This is a genomic window from Billgrantia montanilacus, assembly GCF_003336675.1.
Classification (GTDB): domain Bacteria; phylum Pseudomonadota; class Gammaproteobacteria; order Pseudomonadales; family Halomonadaceae; genus Halomonas; species Halomonas montanilacus.
Window position 1 is genome coordinate 62,610 of sequence record NZ_QPII01000015.1, and the last position, 13,042, is coordinate 75,651.

Below are 13,042 nucleotides of genomic sequence, written 5' to 3' on the forward strand. Positions count from 1 at the left end.
CTGTCGAACCTGACGTCAGTCGTTGCTCATGATGCCGAGCAGTGCGAGGAGGCTGACGAAGAGATTGTAGATCGAGACGTAGAGGGTGATGGTCGCGAGGATATAGTTGGTTTCCCCGGCACGGTGCACGATCTCACTGGTCTGGTAGAGGATCGCCGCAGATGCGAACAGCACGAAACCGGCCGACACCATCAGCATCAGTGTCGGGATCTGGAAGATCAGGCCCGCCACCATGGCCAGGATCAGCACGATGGCGCCAGCCATCAGGAAATTGGCAAGAAAGCTGAAATCCTTCTTGGTAATCAGCGCAACGGCAGACAGACCAATGAAGGTCAGGCCGGTCATGGCCAGCGCATTCATGATCAGCGCGGCACCATTGGGGAGGGCCAGGTAGGCGCTGAGGATCGGACCGAGTGTAAAGCCCATGAAGCCAGTGAAGGCGAAGGTGGCCAAAAGGCCGGCGGCTGAGTTCGCTGTCTTGTGCACCAGGAACATCAGGCCGTATGCGCCGATGAAGAATACAAAGATATTCATCCGCTCGACGCCCATGGTCATGGCGACGCCAGCAGTCACAGCGGAGAACAGCAGAGTCATGGCCAGCAGGCCGTAGGTGTTGCGCAGCACCTTGTTGGTACTGAGTACCTGTGACGAATGCTGTGCCACATGCGTTTCATTATAGGCCATTGATCCAGAGCTCCCTGTAGTTGATCTGAGTGATCTCGGCAGTGGACAAAGAATGCCGCCGGTTGGTTCCCGACGCAACCCCTTAGTTCTGAAAGCCTCAACGCACCATCATCGCAGAATTTTAGCCGACAAGCAGCTGATTCGCGATCTTTCGGGTACTGGCGCAGATCGTTGCGTCATCGCTCACCTCACCTGCATCCAACCAGTGGATTTCACTGGCATCGTTGCCGGCCACTCCCGTTCCACCAATCCAGCGGCATCGTACCACCACAATGACATAGTGGCTCAGCAGCCTGCCAACGGCGTCGTACTGCCTATCTTCAACCGCAGTCAACACATCTAGGGGCTCGGCCTCGATAGCAGTCTCCTCCCAGAGCTCACGAATTGCAGCAGTCAGCAGCGCTTCGCCTGGTTCGACCCTCCCTCCCGGCAGGGCCAGCATGCGGGCATTGGGTGGACGCCTGCGCCGGACCATCAGCACCCGACCCTCATGCAGCAATGCCGCGGAAACCGCCACGCGCGGCATATCGATTGCCCTGCTTCGTGGCTTCGCCATCCTCATTTCCTCAAGTCGATGCAGTGGAACCCCTTGACCTCATGAGGATAACTGGTAATATTCGCCCCCGTGAGCCGGAGGGATGGCAGAGCGGTTGAATGCACCGGTCTTGAAAACCGGCGTAGGGTCAAACCTACCCAGGGTTCGAATCCCTGTCCCTCCGCCACCTCGCCTTACAAATCAGTTAGTTAGCTCTTATTTGCTAGCCGACCCAACAAAATACCCATCATTGAAAAAATGGTGGGTTTTTTGTTTTCTGGACAAAAAATGCCCCTAACGCAATGGTTAGGAGCACACCCTATCTAGACTAGATTAATCAAAAGTCGATGTAATCGTACCGCCGCCTGCTGTGCTGGTGATACTGGTTCCACCGCTCCCGGATGTAACCGTACCGCCGCCTGCTGTGCTAGTAATTTCTTGGGCCAGCGCGAATGAGGAAAAAACTGCAAGAAAGGCTATCACAAACAAATATTTCATAGATTTTCCTTATTAAGTTTGTCTTGATGCTGCCCGAGCAATCTACCATTTAAATTAAATTAGTTTCTACGGGATTAGCCTAACGCTTCACACTTCAGCGTTAGCGTCGTGCGGCGGTTGTCGGGCAGTACGGCGCGGATGCCGGCAGACACCAGCGCATACTCGTATCCAGGTCGGGGCGGTAACGCATCGTGACGCGGTAGGTTGTCTCTGACTGCTCAGCACTGGTGGCGATGAACTCGCGGCCACTGACGCCAACGATGCTTGCCCAGTCTTGGGCAATCACTGCCCACTCTTCGGTAATCAAGCCGGTGTTCGGGTCTTGGGTCTGCGTAAACGCCTCGATGTCGATGGGGGGGGCGTAGTTGTCCGGCTCGCATCACAGCACCTCAGCGGACGGAACGGGGCCAGCAGCATCTGACACGTGGTGTTCTCGTAGTGGGTGCGGTCGAAATGGCGTTCCCGGTTCTCGTACAGATCGGACACCAGCAGCATCACAGCGGCGTGGATAGCCGCGGGCATAGGGTTGGGCATGTCATCACCTAGGATGGCCGCTGCGTGCCCCTCTGCGGCTTCTATCAGGTGCTCGATGAACTGGTCGTCTTGGTCGTGCATGACGCGCAAATGCGCCTTGGCTTCGGCTAGGGTCGTGGTCATACGAAAACCACCTCGGTTTCTATTGGTCGGCCACTGGTCACCATCGCCCTACCAATGGCCATAATTGAACTGACGATGCCGTCTATCTTCTCGGTCGATTTCTTCTTGCTCGGCTTCACGTTCCCGGCAGCGTCGGTTTCTACCGTGACGTTCGATGCCATCCAGGTCAGGGTGCTGTTGCCGGATCGTCAGGGTAAGGGTGCCGAAGATTCAACTTTGCCTATCTCAGGAAAAACCACCAAATCAGAATGGCGACAAAACCCCATGCTCCCGGCCGCCTGTACAACGGGATGGTAGGCTTGGCGGCTGTTGGCTGTCTCGTAACGCCAGGCGAGCCGGTTTTATTGAAGCCATTCACCGGTGATGAAGGATCACCACGCTTGCTGCCTGGCGCATGGCTATCCGCCTCTGCTTGAGCCTTTTCCGCGACACGCTGCCCAATAGAGCCGCCATATTCCCTGATCGCTTGACGACCGAGCGGCCCTGGCAGGCCATCCCACATTACTAGCTCATGCCATACGGTTTCCTGGTATGGCTCCGGCATGTCACGGATTGACTCATGCACCCCATCCATCATCCGCTGAATCAGTTTTGTGAACGCACTCGCCATTTCTGGACCCGCTTGGTAGCCGTTATCAGCATCACCGGTGATGAGTCCTGACGCTTCTGCTTTCTTGATAGCCGGCGCTGACAGGCCAAGCTCGATAGGCTCCGAGTCCTCCATCAGCCACGCCGCTTCCTCCATATGACCCTTGAATGGGGCCATTTCTGCCAGAAATGGCGCTGAGGCGCGATCAGCAGCCTCATCGAAAGTGTCAGTCTCAATTTCATAGAAATCGATCCAACGCTGATACCAGTCGACCCCTTCTGAAAATGAAAGATTGCGGAAATCGGATCGATAGTCATCAAGGTCGGTTACATCCTTAATGCGCACCGGCTTGGTGACGGCAGGCAGGCGTTTCAGAGAAAAGGCATCGGGCTCCTTGCGAAAGTAGCTCCAGTCCATAGTTCTAGAACTCCAGGCAGGTGATGCCTTCAACCTAGCACCAGGCAGTCAGCTATGTGCTATCGGCGCGCCAACGATTCATGTGACAGGCGCAAAAAAGGGGCCCAGAAAGGGCCCCAAGGATGCGGGCATCGAGAGGAGTAAATGCCCGCTAGCCCCACCGATCATGTCACCCGTTGCCGGGCGGAAATCTTTGAATGGCTATCATAGGATCACTCCTCGATGCCAGCGGCTGTCACTTCGAGACCATTGCTGTTGAACAGGTCGCGGCGCGGGTGGTGGTGAAGGTATGGCATTGTCGCCGTCAGTCGGGCGCGGCCATAGCTGGCTTCCGGGTTCGCCTCCTCCAAGTCCGCATAGATGCGATCAAGGTCGGCCAGGTCATCGCGCATGGCCTCGATCTTCTCCACTAGGGCGCTCTCGCGGGCGGCGAGGTCGGCTTGCCGTACCCGGTCCAGGGCGGTGTGGTAAACGCTCCGCACGGAGGCCAGGGTCTGATTTGCACCTTCCAGCTTGCGCTCCAGCCCTCGGCGAGCGGCGGTCATCTCGCGGTGTAGTGCCTGTTCCTTCGCCAGCGCCTCGGCGGCCTTTGTTGCCGTCACCTTCGCGGCCTTCACCTCCTCGCTTCCTGCCTCGCCCAGTGCAGCCAGCGCTTCGGCTTCCTCAAGGCGTTCCATCGCAGCACGCTCGGCATCCTGGCACAGTTGCAAAGGGCCTTCATCGCTGTCCATGTTCCGCAGGGTGGTGTCGATGCGGTCGCGCTCACCCTCGGCGTTTTTAACCTCCTTGCGCATATCGCCAAGCGTGGAGGCACTGGCCTTCGGCGCCTTTCCCTCGATGGCTTCCAGCTCAGCTAGCACGGCTTCACGCTGGGCAGTCAGGTGTTCGAGGTCGGTGGTTGCCTCATTGAGGGCTTGCAGGTGGCCACTGATAGCGCTCAACGTGGCGCGTGCGAACTGGTCGCGCTCGGGATTAGCGTGGCGATCATTTGCCCGGAGGATCTGACTCAGAATGTCAGCGAGGCGCTTTGCCTCAGCAGCCATGTCTTCGTGGGTTTCATCGCCCTGGATGGTGTAGTGGTACGCACGCAGAGGCATGGCGCCACTACCGTTGGCGGATCGGATGGCGTGCTCCAGGCCATTGCGGGCGCGCTTCACCTCATCCTGTACTTTGCCGATGCCGGTCACTTCAGCGAGTTCTGTCTGCTTCGCCTTCAGGGACTCGAACCACTCCCCCCAGCTTGCGAAGGTGCGGGTAGTGATCTTGCTCTTGGTTGGGGTGGCCATGTTGCCTCCTCGGTTTTGCGGTGTGGTGGTTCTTGTCACGCCCTGGCGGCGCCTTCGTCTTCGTCGGCCACAATGGCCCGGTACATCTGTTCACGTAGCGCGTCGGTGATGCGCTCGACTTGCTCAATCGCCTCCGGGGGTAACCCTGCATCCCGCTCAAGCATGTCGGCCAATGAATCGAGGCCACTTGCCATGGCCTTGGCCAGGATGCTCATTTCCCGTTGTGCCTCTTCCACTGGCACCAGATTTCGCAGTTCGCGCTCCAGCTTTACGCGCTCGTTCTCACTCTGGAACCACGCCTTCCGGTCTTGCGGTTGAAAGTCACCAACGTCTGCCGCTCCGGTGTTCTCGGACTGGCGGGCGGTCATGGCCTCCACGACATCAGCCAGGCGGTAAACCGGGTTGCCGTGTCGCGTGCCGCAAGGCGATACAGCTGCCTCTCGAATCACCTTTGCCACGGTGCGACGGTCGCGGCCGATGGCCTCGGCAATGCGGTTGATTGACCACTCATAGGCACGCTCTCGGCTGACGACTTCACCCATGGCAGCACCTGTACATCAGCAGGCCGGTCTGCCGGCGCGTGATGCTCACCTCGATACGGCCAGAGGCGGCGCCCTGTGCGGCTCTCAGGCACCTGTGGTGGAGCGCCCTGAAACCTCGAAATTCCCTCGAACGCCGGGCCTCTACGTCCCCATGGTCGGGGGAGGGTCGCCAGGGAGGACCCGGCGTTTTGTTACGTTGCGCTACACTGACTAGCCACACATTGCTGAGGGCAAGCGCATGGCGCAGAACAAAGTTGAAGAACACGGGAGCACAGCGGCTGGCTGGTGTTTTGTTGCTGCCGTCCTGATCCCAGTGGCCACCGGCATATGGCTCGAATGGGCCGGCCCTTGGTGGGCCTATGTCATCGCGGGGGTGTTGCTTTTCATGGCCACTCTTAGCGGCTGGGTTACCGGGACTCAAGAAAGGGAGGTCCACCAGGCAATCACGGAAATGAATGAACGCCAGAAGGCAGCTGAACGGGGTGATCAGTAGCTCGCGCCACTTCTCTGGAGCCATCGGCAATTTGCCGGCAGCCCACGCTCCACAGGCGTATGGCCTCTGGCCCTGAAACAAAGCTGGCACGGTCATCACTTGGCCCACCGGTCGCCGGGACCTTCAATGGCGCCGTTACCCTGGGCCTCCTCAATACCCGCCTCGATAGTTTCCAGCGTGTATTGGAACAGCTGTAATTCTCGCTGCGCAGCCGCCTCTCGCTCGACGTGGTGGGCCAGCTCTCGCATGTAGCCAACGGCCCGGTTCGCCAGGCGCTTCACTCCATCCCCCCTGCTGTTTTTCGGCAGGTCGCGGGCGTGTTCACGGATGGCATCGGCGAAGGTCATGAATGGCGCATGCACCTCCCTCCGGGTGGCTTTTGCCAGCACCAGGCCTGCTGCCTGGACTCGCGGACAGCTCACGCCTGGGCAGTGGGTGCCGAGCGTCTTCAGCCTGGTGAGGGCTTGGTTGAACTGACGGTGATGGTAGTCACGGCGCTGGCGGGCAGCGGTGGCTTTCTCACAAAGTTCTCGGGATAGAGTTGGCGGCATCAATGGACCCCTCCCCCTTGCTTGCGCTCAAGCGCATAAAGGTTCTCGGCTTCCCGTGTAAGGGTGCTTAGTCGCTCCATGGCGCGGAGCTCGTATTGGCGAGCTTCCTGGGCCTTCAACATGATGATGTTGGCCTGAGCAACGAGACCCATCAGGCGGGCGCGCTCGACAGCCCCCGGGGGATTTTGTCGTGCATGCCTTACCAGCCCATCCGTGAATTCCCGGAACGGAACACGGCGCTTATCATTGAGGGCAGTGGCCAAGGCTTCACCCGCCTCGGTTATTACCGGATCACCCAGGGGTCGAACCTGCCGGGTCAGTGCTGCGAAGGCTTCGCGTACCTGGCCCAGTGTCTTGCGGGCTTCCTTGAGGGCCATTCGGCTGCCGGCGATCTTTATCAGCAGCTCGCGCATGGCGGGCGAGTGAGTCGGGTCGATGCCAATCATGCGGCGCCTCCGTTAATCCCTAAGAGGAACTCGGCACCTTCGGCATTGGCCCGCAGTTGCACCCGTTCGATGATGTTCCACATGATCATCTCCAGCGCCGGCTCCAGGCCGTCGCTTTCGATTTTGATCAATCCTTCTCCATCCCGTAGCGCCTGGGTGCGGGCTTCAAGGTTGCTGATCTGTGCGTCGATCACCCTTTTTTGCTGGTCCGCCGCTTCGCGCTGAATATCGAGCTGCTGCTGAATGGCGCCCTCAAGGTCCCACCGCTGGCTCATCGACAGGTCTCCGCCGGCCAGGGTGTCCCACATGCTCGCGGAAGATTCGGCCAGGCCGGTGACGACATCGCTGGTTGCCGAGAGGATGGCCTCAACCTTGCGAGCATCCGCCTCGATCTCCGCGACGCTAATGGAGGCCGTGAACTCCATGGCCTTGATGCGCTCATTGCTGGCCAGCTCGTTCATCTGCTTTTCGAGCTCGAAAAACTGGTCCGTGGTGAGGTCAACCTTCTTACCGGCTTCCTCCATGTCCCTACCCAGGATGCTGATTCCGCTGGCCGCCTCGACGCTGCCGTCCTTCATGTCATTGAGGGTGGCCACCATGGCGTCATAGACATCCTCATCGATCATTCCCGCCTCGAACTGGCTGCGTACCTTGCCCAAGGCTTCCTCTACCTGGCGGCTGTTATCGACGGCCTGGTAGGAGTTGTCGTTGAGCCTTTCCCAGGCGCCGGCAGATTCCTCGATGCCGTGAATGTAATTCCAGAGCGTGTCCGCATTGGTCGAATGCGCCTGCGCGGTCTGGTCGGCCTGCCGGTTCGCGGCCTCCAGGGCGGCACGCCATTCGTTCCAGGCGTTGACCCCCTCCATGATGGAAGTGCCGGTGCCTGCCACGGATTGAGCGGCCTTTACGGCAGCGTCTGAAATGGTCCGCGTGCTGGTGGTGGCCTCGTCTGTTCCGCGTGCCATTGCCCCCAGTGCGGTATTGACCTCCCCGGTGGACCGGATCCACTGTGCGGTGGCGTGGTCCCATACGACTGTCCCGTCCTCGATGGCATCGAAAAGGTCGTCGTAGTTCTCCACCATGCCTTTGGCGGATTCATCGACAGCATCCAGCAGCTTGCCCTGTGCCTCCTCGATGTCGCCGATGCCTACCACGTAGTCCACTGCCTTCCCGGTCAGGTAGACCAGGGCGCCGGCAGCCAGGCCGGCAGCCCCGACAAGCCCAGCGGCGCCGGTAGCGCCCATGACAGCCACCAGCTTGCCGGTCGCGGCTGTCATCACCGGGATTGCGCCCTTGGCTCCGGCCAGGCCGTTGATGATGCCCAGCAGGCTGCTGAAGACGCTCAGCACCGTGGTCAAGACGACGGCACCCCCGCCAATCTTGCCCAGCAGAGCAACCCACTCGGGGTCTATCTTCATGATCCAGCTAGCCAGGTCGGCAAGCTGCTCGATGAACGGCACCAGGGCGGTGATCGTCCCGGCGGTGTATTGGCTCAGCATCTCGAAGCCGGTGCCCAGGGTCTGGATTACCGATGCGAGGCCTTCGGCGCTGGTGATGTCAGCGTTGTTGAATATTCCGCCGATGGCTTCGCGGATCGCTTCGATACCGTTGAGGAACCCGCTCCAGTCGGCCGACTCCAGGGCTTCGGGGAGGTTGGCGGCGACAGCCTGTAGCTTGGCCTCCATCGCCTGAAAGACGCTTTCGAGCTGTTCGACAAACTGATTGAGCTGGCCATCGTTCAGCGATATGCCGATGGCGTTGAAGATGGCGGCAATGGCTTCCTGAATGCCCCCGAACGAATCGAGTAGCGGATCCCCCAGGTTGATCAGCGCCACGGTCATCGCGTTCTTGATCTTCTGAGACCCTTGTTCGACGGTGCCGGCCATCTTCTCGAAGGCGGTGGCTGTCGCGCCGGCCTTGTTCTCCATGTCCTCCAGGCCATCCGCAAACGCCTCGGCCACCGGCCCCATCAGCGACAACATGCCCTTGGTTGCCTCGGAGGAACCGAACAGGATGCGCATCTGTTCCTCGCTGCCGCCAGTGGCCTCAGCAAGCATGTCCATGAAGTCGGCCAGGCCCATGCTTCGCAGAGCCGTCGCGTTGAACTCGATGCCCAGCTCTTCCGCCAGCGTCCGCGCTTGCTGCGAGGGGCCCATGATCGAATTCAAGGCGGCGCCGACTTGCGTTACTGCCTGGCTGGTCGATAGACCGGTGGTAGTCAGAGCCGACACGGCAGAGGAAAGGGTTTCGAAATCCACGCCCAGCTGTGAGGCCAGGCCGGTGATGTTAGGCAGGGAGCTTGCCAGCTCTCCAATGGTCGTCATGCCGTTGGCCATGGCCACGAAGAGCGTATCGGTGTAGTCGCTCGCCTCGCTGGCTTCAGCGCCGTAGGCACTCAGCGTGCCGGCCAGCGACCTGGCGGCGGTATCAAGGTTCGTCTTGCCGCCGACTGCCAGTTGCTCGGCAGCGCCCAGCAAGGTCATAGACTCGGCAGTGTCATTGCCGGCCGAAATCAAGTTGTAGTAGGCGCCAGTGATCGTATCGATGGATTGCGTGCTGTCGGTGGCATAATCGAGGATCCCCGAGCGCAGCCCGTCCAGGGAGTCGCCCGACTCATCCAGCAGGGTAGTGATCTCTCGAAAGCTGGCGTCGAAGTCGCCGGATACCTTCACGGCAAGGCCGGTCACAGCGGCCCCGGTTGCCAGCAGCGCGGTCTGTGCCTTCAGCACCCCAAAGGTGAAGTCGGCCAGCGGCTGGGCGGCGCCCTGGACGCTGCCGGCCACGTTGTCGAGCTGCCTGGTGACTGACGTTACGCCCGCACCCATGGCATCCACGCCTTCGAAGATTATCGCTACGCTTTTTTCCAAATCTGCCATGGGTCTATCTCTCTATTCGTGTCACGCCACCAGCGCGGGAAGTCGCCGGATGGTCGCCTTGGGCTATGCTGGCGAACTCCGGTCCGAGTCCTGCCGCTGTTCATTAAGGAGCAGGAGCCAGCCGGCAACGGCGGTGTCGCCTGTGTCTGCCTTGTCCTGCAACAGCCGGTAATAGCTGGCCACAGCGGCTTTGCTCGGCTTGATGTTGCGGCTACCCCTGGGGCGGCCTGTGCGGTCTTGGCTCATAGCGTTGACTCCATGAAGTCAGCCCACTGGCGGCGAGCATGGGTGCCGTGTCGGTGCCCTTGCATGAATGCGGTAATGCGAGCAGCACGCTCGTTCACGCGCCTGGCTATGCGGGCGGCACGATCTGGGCAGTAGGCGGCGATGTGGTAGGCGCGGCATTCCTCGTCCAGCCGGAGCAGCTCACGGCGCAACGGGGCATCTTTCTCCCAGCTCGGCAGGTCGGTCGTCTCCAGCAGCACTAGCGCTTGGTCGATCATCGATGAATCTCATTCATGTTCATGCTATTAAAATAGCATATTTTTCATGTTGATTCCATTAAACATGAATTTGATTCATGGCAAGGGTGGCAAGTCATTGCTTTTATTGCAGCGCGTGGGCAGTATTGGCGGGCGGGTGCTCAAGGCCCTAAGAGGCTTCCTCAGGGTGAGTAGGTAGGTCAGTAGGGCAGGACGCTGCTAGCTCATGCCTGCCCTGTTTTCAGCCTGGGTATAGGACAAGGAGAATCCCCGCTGAATGTAGGTCGGCGTTTGGTTGGTTAGCCCTCACCGAGGGTCTAACGTAAACTCCAGCGTTAAGTGCTCTTAGGAATCGTCAAGCTGGTCCTCGGGGAGGATTCACCGCTTCGTAAACAAACAGCAGGTAGGTGCCCCTAGACCTCGCTTGAGCACGAAATAATGAAAAAATAGATAAGCAAATTCTAAGGGAACAATGATGCAGTGGTGGCGACTTGATGGTGTATTGAGGAGGGGCCCATTCTCAGAAGATGAGATCAGGGCCCAGATACGGTCCGGTGAGCTTTATAGCGATGACATGATCTCTGGCGAGGGATACGGTGACTGGGTCGCGGTATCGGATATTCCTGAGTTTTCTGATGCTCTCAACTCGGGGCTTGTCGAGCAAAAAATTGGCGCTCTGGTAGGTGAAGCGGCAGCGGATAATACGACAACTCATGATCTGGAGAGCGAGACTAGGATAGCCGGCCCATGGCGACGATTCATAGCGCGTTTTATCGATCTAGCTGCCTTCTATACTGTGTTCTTCGCCCTCACCATGGTGCTGACCGCTTGGGCCATGATCGCAATCAGGAGCGGTCAGATTGCTGTGACGCATCCACTGGCAGAGTTCTTTTCTGGCTTGGCCTCGGGAGAGTTTGGCTTTATCGTGGCTGGTTGGCTGATTGGTATTGTATTTTTTCTAATTTTAGAAATCGGTACGTATGCCATTTTCGGCACTACCTTGGGAAAAGGAGTGCTGGGGCTGCAGGTCGAAAACTTGCGGGAAAATAAGCTTAATACTCGCGAATATGCAGAACGTTTGGTTGGCGTTCATATTTCTGGGCTGGGAGCCAGTATCCCTTTTGTGGCATTTTTTACTCAGATTTATCAATTCAAGCGACTCAGCCAAGGCAAGCCGGCCAGCTATGATGAAGGCTCGTTTCGGGTGGTCAGTAAACGGTTGACGATTTTGCGATGGGCCGCTGTATTCGCAGTCGGCCTCAGTATGCTATTCCTGCATGTCTTCACTCGGCTTATCGAAAGGTCTATAGACAGCGGTGCTATATATTTTTGATGGTTCTTACCGTCTTTTACATAGTTGTTAATGGCGGTGTTTTCTTTCGACTATTAGGCAGGTTAGAACCGTTCGTGTAGCAGTCCTGAATGAACAAGCCCCGCTCGATGGCGGGGCTCAGGGTTATTGCAGTGCTTCAATCACCTTTTGGCTCGTCTTCATTGCGCTCTGAGCATCTCGTAATCGCATCGGATTTTGCCAATCATAGTCAGCTTGGTGTCGTAGTTCCTTCATTTGCTGAAGCCGATTAGCTGTAGCTCGCCATTGGGGCTTGCCTTTAAGCGCTTCTATAACGCGCTGGTGAGAGGAGCCGCTTCCTTGGAAGCCCTTAGCTTCGCAAAAATCGCGAGCCGTGATGTAGGCTGCGTAGTACGCCCGGTTCACCACGCTACGCATTTGATGCTGGTCTAGGTATGGGGCGTCCGAGATGTCCATCTCTTTCAGCCTGTCAGCCAGCTCAACGAGGCGATACGGCACGTTAGGCAACCCTCTCTGACCGATGCTCCGGGAGGTCTCTCACCAAGATAGTTACCGCATTGCTGACGCCACTTTCTATCGCTTCATTACTGCCTGCATAGACAAGCAAGTCATCATCCAAGCGGTCCAGTGCGGCTTCCTCTAGATCTGACTTTATTTCCAGGATGACTCCTTCGTAACCATCTTCATGCTGAGTGGTACCGAAGTTGAGCACTACGCGAACGTCTCGGCGACCTTCGACATGCTGCCTAATCAGGCTATGCACACCTTCCAGGTAGGCTCGGTAGCTATCGAGGGATACCCCTGCCTCCGAAAGCACCCTGATTGCTTCGAGATCCCTACCGTCCCTTTCCATGCTACCTCCTAGTCGCTCAACGCGCTCCCGCAACTCGACGCAGAGCTCAAGATCGCCGACGAACCATGCGACCTCCACCGCCCATACGAAGCCATCCAACCGGTCTGGGTAATCGTTCATCAGGCGGCGCAACATGGTCACGGCCGCGCCAGGGCTATGAGCGAACAGAGCTGTTGACGACATATTGATCAGTAGATCGTCTGTCACCCGGCTTGCCAAAAATCTCTCTGCAGCCTGGTCGAATCGCTTAAAATCCCTTTCCATTTCCGCCACCAGCATCTCTTTCACCAGATGCAACAGATAGTTACCTGGAGATGGACATGCCAACCGAGCAAGTCGGGCGATCTGAAAATCAGTCAGATCGGCTCGCTCTTCCTCTAGCCTGATAGAATAGTTGATGGCTTCCTGAAGCGCCTGGCCTACTGGTTTGGGTCTGGGCATGACGTCTGGTAGCAGCTCTCGAAAATGAGTCGTGAGTATAAACACTAAAAGTGCATCTCACTACTGGATGCACAATCAGTCTCTATTCAACGCTTCGACTGCCCCCACCTCGATCTGCTGCAACTGCTCAAGGCGCTCGACCTGCTCATCCCCCTCGAGCCGGGCATAGCGGGGATGGCCATACACCACAACGTAGTCGAGGCCCTGATACCGCGTCCCGGCCATGCCGGCGATGATGCGCCACTGACTGCCGTTGGCCTGGAAGGCACCCAGCACCTCAAGATGCTCGGGGCGAGAGCTCGATGCTGTGCCTTTCTGTTCCGGTTATCAACCACGACGCCCAGCACCTCGGTGTCTCTGATGCGGTCACCAGGAGCCGC

Annotated in this window: 17 protein-coding genes, 1 tRNA gene and 1 pseudogene; 3 read left to right on the plus strand and 16 right to left on the minus strand. The window is 58.4% G+C overall.

Annotated features, from left to right (window positions below; translation table 11 throughout):
* Window positions 1–15: 15 nt before the first annotated feature.
* A complete protein-coding gene (locus tag DU505_RS17050; RefSeq protein WP_114480186.1) occupies window positions 16–684 on the minus strand; it encodes a Bax inhibitor-1/YccA family protein in 669 nt (222 codons plus the stop codon).
* Window positions 685–805: 121 nt separating this feature from the next.
* Window positions 806–1,240 carry an NUDIX hydrolase gene (locus DU505_RS17055; RefSeq protein WP_181872856.1) on the minus strand — a complete coding sequence of 145 codons (435 nt, stop codon included), beginning with the start codon at window positions 1,238–1,240 and terminating at the stop codon, window positions 806–808.
* Window positions 1,241–1,316: 76 nt separating this feature from the next.
* Between DU505_RS17055 and DU505_RS17060 the strand changes: the two genes are divergently transcribed.
* Window positions 1,317–1,406: transfer RNA gene (locus DU505_RS17060), tRNA-Ser, on the plus strand.
* 146 nt (window positions 1,407–1,552) lie between these two features.
* Here DU505_RS17060 and DU505_RS22620 read toward each other — a convergent pair.
* The 7 genes from DU505_RS22620 to DU505_RS17090 form a co-directional block, all read right to left on the minus strand.
* The gene (locus DU505_RS22620; protein ID WP_181872857.1) at window positions 1,553–1,717 is read right to left on the minus strand and encodes a hypothetical protein; all 165 of its coding nucleotides are present in this window, start codon (window positions 1,715–1,717) and stop codon (window positions 1,553–1,555) included.
* Window positions 1,718–1,817: 100 nt separating this feature from the next.
* Window positions 1,818–2,024 (minus strand): phage head closure protein, encoded by a 207-nt coding sequence (locus DU505_RS23135; protein WP_422667054.1) that lies wholly within the window; start codon window positions 2,022–2,024, stop codon window positions 1,818–1,820.
* Window positions 2,021–2,374, minus strand: coding sequence for a head-tail connector protein (locus DU505_RS17070; RefSeq protein ID WP_114480189.1), 354 nt, complete (start codon window positions 2,372–2,374; stop codon window positions 2,021–2,023). Before DU505_RS17070 ends, DU505_RS23135 begins: the two co-directional genes overlap by 4 nt.
* The gene (locus DU505_RS23140; RefSeq protein WP_422667057.1) at window positions 2,371–2,544 is read right to left on the minus strand and encodes a terminase TerL endonuclease subunit; all 174 of its coding nucleotides are present in this window, start codon (window positions 2,542–2,544) and stop codon (window positions 2,371–2,373) included. The genes DU505_RS17070 and DU505_RS23140 overlap by 4 nt, the downstream gene beginning before the upstream one ends.
* Before the next feature lie 50 nt (window positions 2,545–2,594).
* A complete protein-coding gene (locus DU505_RS17080; protein ID WP_114480191.1) occupies window positions 2,595–3,380 on the minus strand; it encodes a hypothetical protein in 786 nt (261 codons plus the stop codon).
* A 212-nt stretch (window positions 3,381–3,592) separates the two neighbouring features.
* Window positions 3,593–4,666: a hypothetical protein gene (locus DU505_RS17085; protein ID WP_114480192.1), complete on the minus strand. Its 1,074-nt coding sequence runs from the start codon at window positions 4,664–4,666 to the stop codon at window positions 3,593–3,595.
* Between the two features lie 35 nt (window positions 4,667–4,701).
* Window positions 4,702–5,208, minus strand: coding sequence for a DUF1441 family protein (locus DU505_RS17090; RefSeq protein ID WP_114480193.1), 507 nt, complete (start codon window positions 5,206–5,208; stop codon window positions 4,702–4,704).
* Between the two features lie 238 nt (window positions 5,209–5,446).
* On the opposite strand from DU505_RS17090, the gene DU505_RS17095 reads away from it, so the two are divergent.
* A complete protein-coding gene (locus tag DU505_RS17095) occupies window positions 5,447–5,701 on the plus strand; it encodes a hypothetical protein (RefSeq protein ID WP_114480194.1) in 255 nt (84 codons plus the stop codon).
* Between the two features lie 95 nt (window positions 5,702–5,796).
* Here DU505_RS17095 and DU505_RS22400 read toward each other — a convergent pair whose 3' ends face one another.
* The 4 genes from DU505_RS22400 to DU505_RS17125 all read right to left on the minus strand — a co-directional run bounded on the left by DU505_RS22400 (window position 5,797) and on the right by DU505_RS17125 (window position 10,077).
* Entirely contained in the window at window positions 5,797–6,252 is a 456-nt protein-coding gene (locus tag DU505_RS22400; RefSeq protein WP_147273093.1) for a hypothetical protein, read from the minus strand.
* Window positions 6,252–6,698 carry a hypothetical protein gene (locus DU505_RS17110; protein WP_114480197.1) on the minus strand — a complete coding sequence of 149 codons (447 nt, stop codon included), beginning with the start codon at window positions 6,696–6,698 and terminating at the stop codon, window positions 6,252–6,254. Before DU505_RS17110 ends, DU505_RS22400 begins: the two co-directional genes overlap by 1 nt.
* Window positions 6,695–9,574 (minus strand): phage tail tape measure protein, encoded by a 2,880-nt coding sequence (locus tag DU505_RS17115; protein WP_114480198.1) that lies wholly within the window; start codon window positions 9,572–9,574, stop codon window positions 6,695–6,697. Before DU505_RS17115 ends, DU505_RS17110 begins: the two co-directional genes overlap by 4 nt.
* Before the next feature lie 242 nt (window positions 9,575–9,816).
* Window positions 9,817–10,077: a hypothetical protein gene (locus DU505_RS17125; protein WP_114480200.1), complete on the minus strand. Its 261-nt coding sequence runs from the start codon at window positions 10,075–10,077 to the stop codon at window positions 9,817–9,819.
* A 454-nt stretch (window positions 10,078–10,531) separates the two neighbouring features.
* Between DU505_RS17125 and DU505_RS17130 the strand changes: the two genes are divergently transcribed.
* The gene (locus DU505_RS17130) at window positions 10,532–11,389 is read left to right on the plus strand and encodes an RDD family protein (protein ID WP_181872858.1); all 858 of its coding nucleotides are present in this window, start codon (window positions 10,532–10,534) and stop codon (window positions 11,387–11,389) included.
* A gap of 123 nt (window positions 11,390–11,512) precedes the next feature.
* Here the strand turns inward: DU505_RS17130 and DU505_RS23145 are convergent, their stop codons facing one another.
* The 3 genes and pseudogenes from DU505_RS23145 to DU505_RS17145 all read right to left on the minus strand — a co-directional run.
* Window positions 11,513–11,824, minus strand: coding sequence for a HEPN domain-containing protein (locus tag DU505_RS23145; protein WP_422667058.1), 312 nt, complete (start codon window positions 11,822–11,824; stop codon window positions 11,513–11,515).
* 43 nt (window positions 11,825–11,867) lie between these two features.
* Window positions 11,868–12,662 (minus strand): hypothetical protein, encoded by a 795-nt coding sequence (locus DU505_RS17140; RefSeq protein ID WP_147273094.1) that lies wholly within the window; start codon window positions 12,660–12,662, stop codon window positions 11,868–11,870.
* A gap of 75 nt (window positions 12,663–12,737) precedes the next feature.
* Window positions 12,738–12,941: pseudogene (locus DU505_RS17145) on the minus strand (hypothetical protein); the annotation flags it as partial.
* Between the last annotated feature and the right edge of the window lie 101 nt (window positions 12,942–13,042).

Excerpts from the sequence above, each read along its gene's own strand:
- DU505_RS17050 (WP_114480186.1), bottom strand. The coding sequence starts at position 684 with ATGGCCTATAATGAAACGCATGTGGCACAGCATTCGTCACAGGTACTC.
- DU505_RS17055 (WP_181872856.1), bottom strand. The coding sequence starts at position 1,240 with ATGGCGAAGCCACGAAGCAGGGCAATCGATATGCCGCGCGTGGCGGTT.
- DU505_RS22620 (WP_181872857.1), bottom strand. The coding sequence starts at position 1,717 with ATGAAATATTTGTTTGTGATAGCCTTTCTTGCAGTTTTTTCCTCATTC.
- DU505_RS17070 (WP_114480189.1), bottom strand. The coding sequence starts at position 2,374 with ATGACCACGACCCTAGCCGAAGCCAAGGCGCATTTGCGCGTCATGCAC.
- DU505_RS17080 (WP_114480191.1), bottom strand. The coding sequence starts at position 3,380 with ATGGACTGGAGCTACTTTCGCAAGGAGCCCGATGCCTTTTCTCTGAAA.
- DU505_RS17085 (WP_114480192.1), bottom strand. The coding sequence starts at position 4,666 with ATGGCCACCCCAACCAAGAGCAAGATCACTACCCGCACCTTCGCAAGC.
- DU505_RS17090 (WP_114480193.1), bottom strand. The coding sequence starts at position 5,208 with ATGGGTGAAGTCGTCAGCCGAGAGCGTGCCTATGAGTGGTCAATCAAC.
- DU505_RS17095 (WP_114480194.1), top strand. The coding sequence starts at position 5,447 with ATGGCGCAGAACAAAGTTGAAGAACACGGGAGCACAGCGGCTGGCTGG.
- DU505_RS22400 (WP_147273093.1), bottom strand. The coding sequence starts at position 6,252 with ATGCCGCCAACTCTATCCCGAGAACTTTGTGAGAAAGCCACCGCTGCC.
- DU505_RS17110 (WP_114480197.1), bottom strand. The coding sequence starts at position 6,698 with ATGATTGGCATCGACCCGACTCACTCGCCCGCCATGCGCGAGCTGCTG.
- DU505_RS17115 (WP_114480198.1), bottom strand. The coding sequence starts at position 9,574 with ATGGCAGATTTGGAAAAAAGCGTAGCGATAATCTTCGAAGGCGTGGAT.
- DU505_RS17125 (WP_114480200.1), bottom strand. The coding sequence starts at position 10,077 with ATGATCGACCAAGCGCTAGTGCTGCTGGAGACGACCGACCTGCCGAGC.
- DU505_RS17130 (WP_181872858.1), top strand. The coding sequence starts at position 10,532 with ATGCAGTGGTGGCGACTTGATGGTGTATTGAGGAGGGGCCCATTCTCA.
- DU505_RS23145 (WP_422667058.1), bottom strand. The coding sequence starts at position 11,824 with ATGGACATCTCGGACGCCCCATACCTAGACCAGCATCAAATGCGTAGC.
- DU505_RS17140 (WP_147273094.1), bottom strand. The coding sequence starts at position 12,662 with ATGCCCAGACCCAAACCAGTAGGCCAGGCGCTTCAGGAAGCCATCAAC.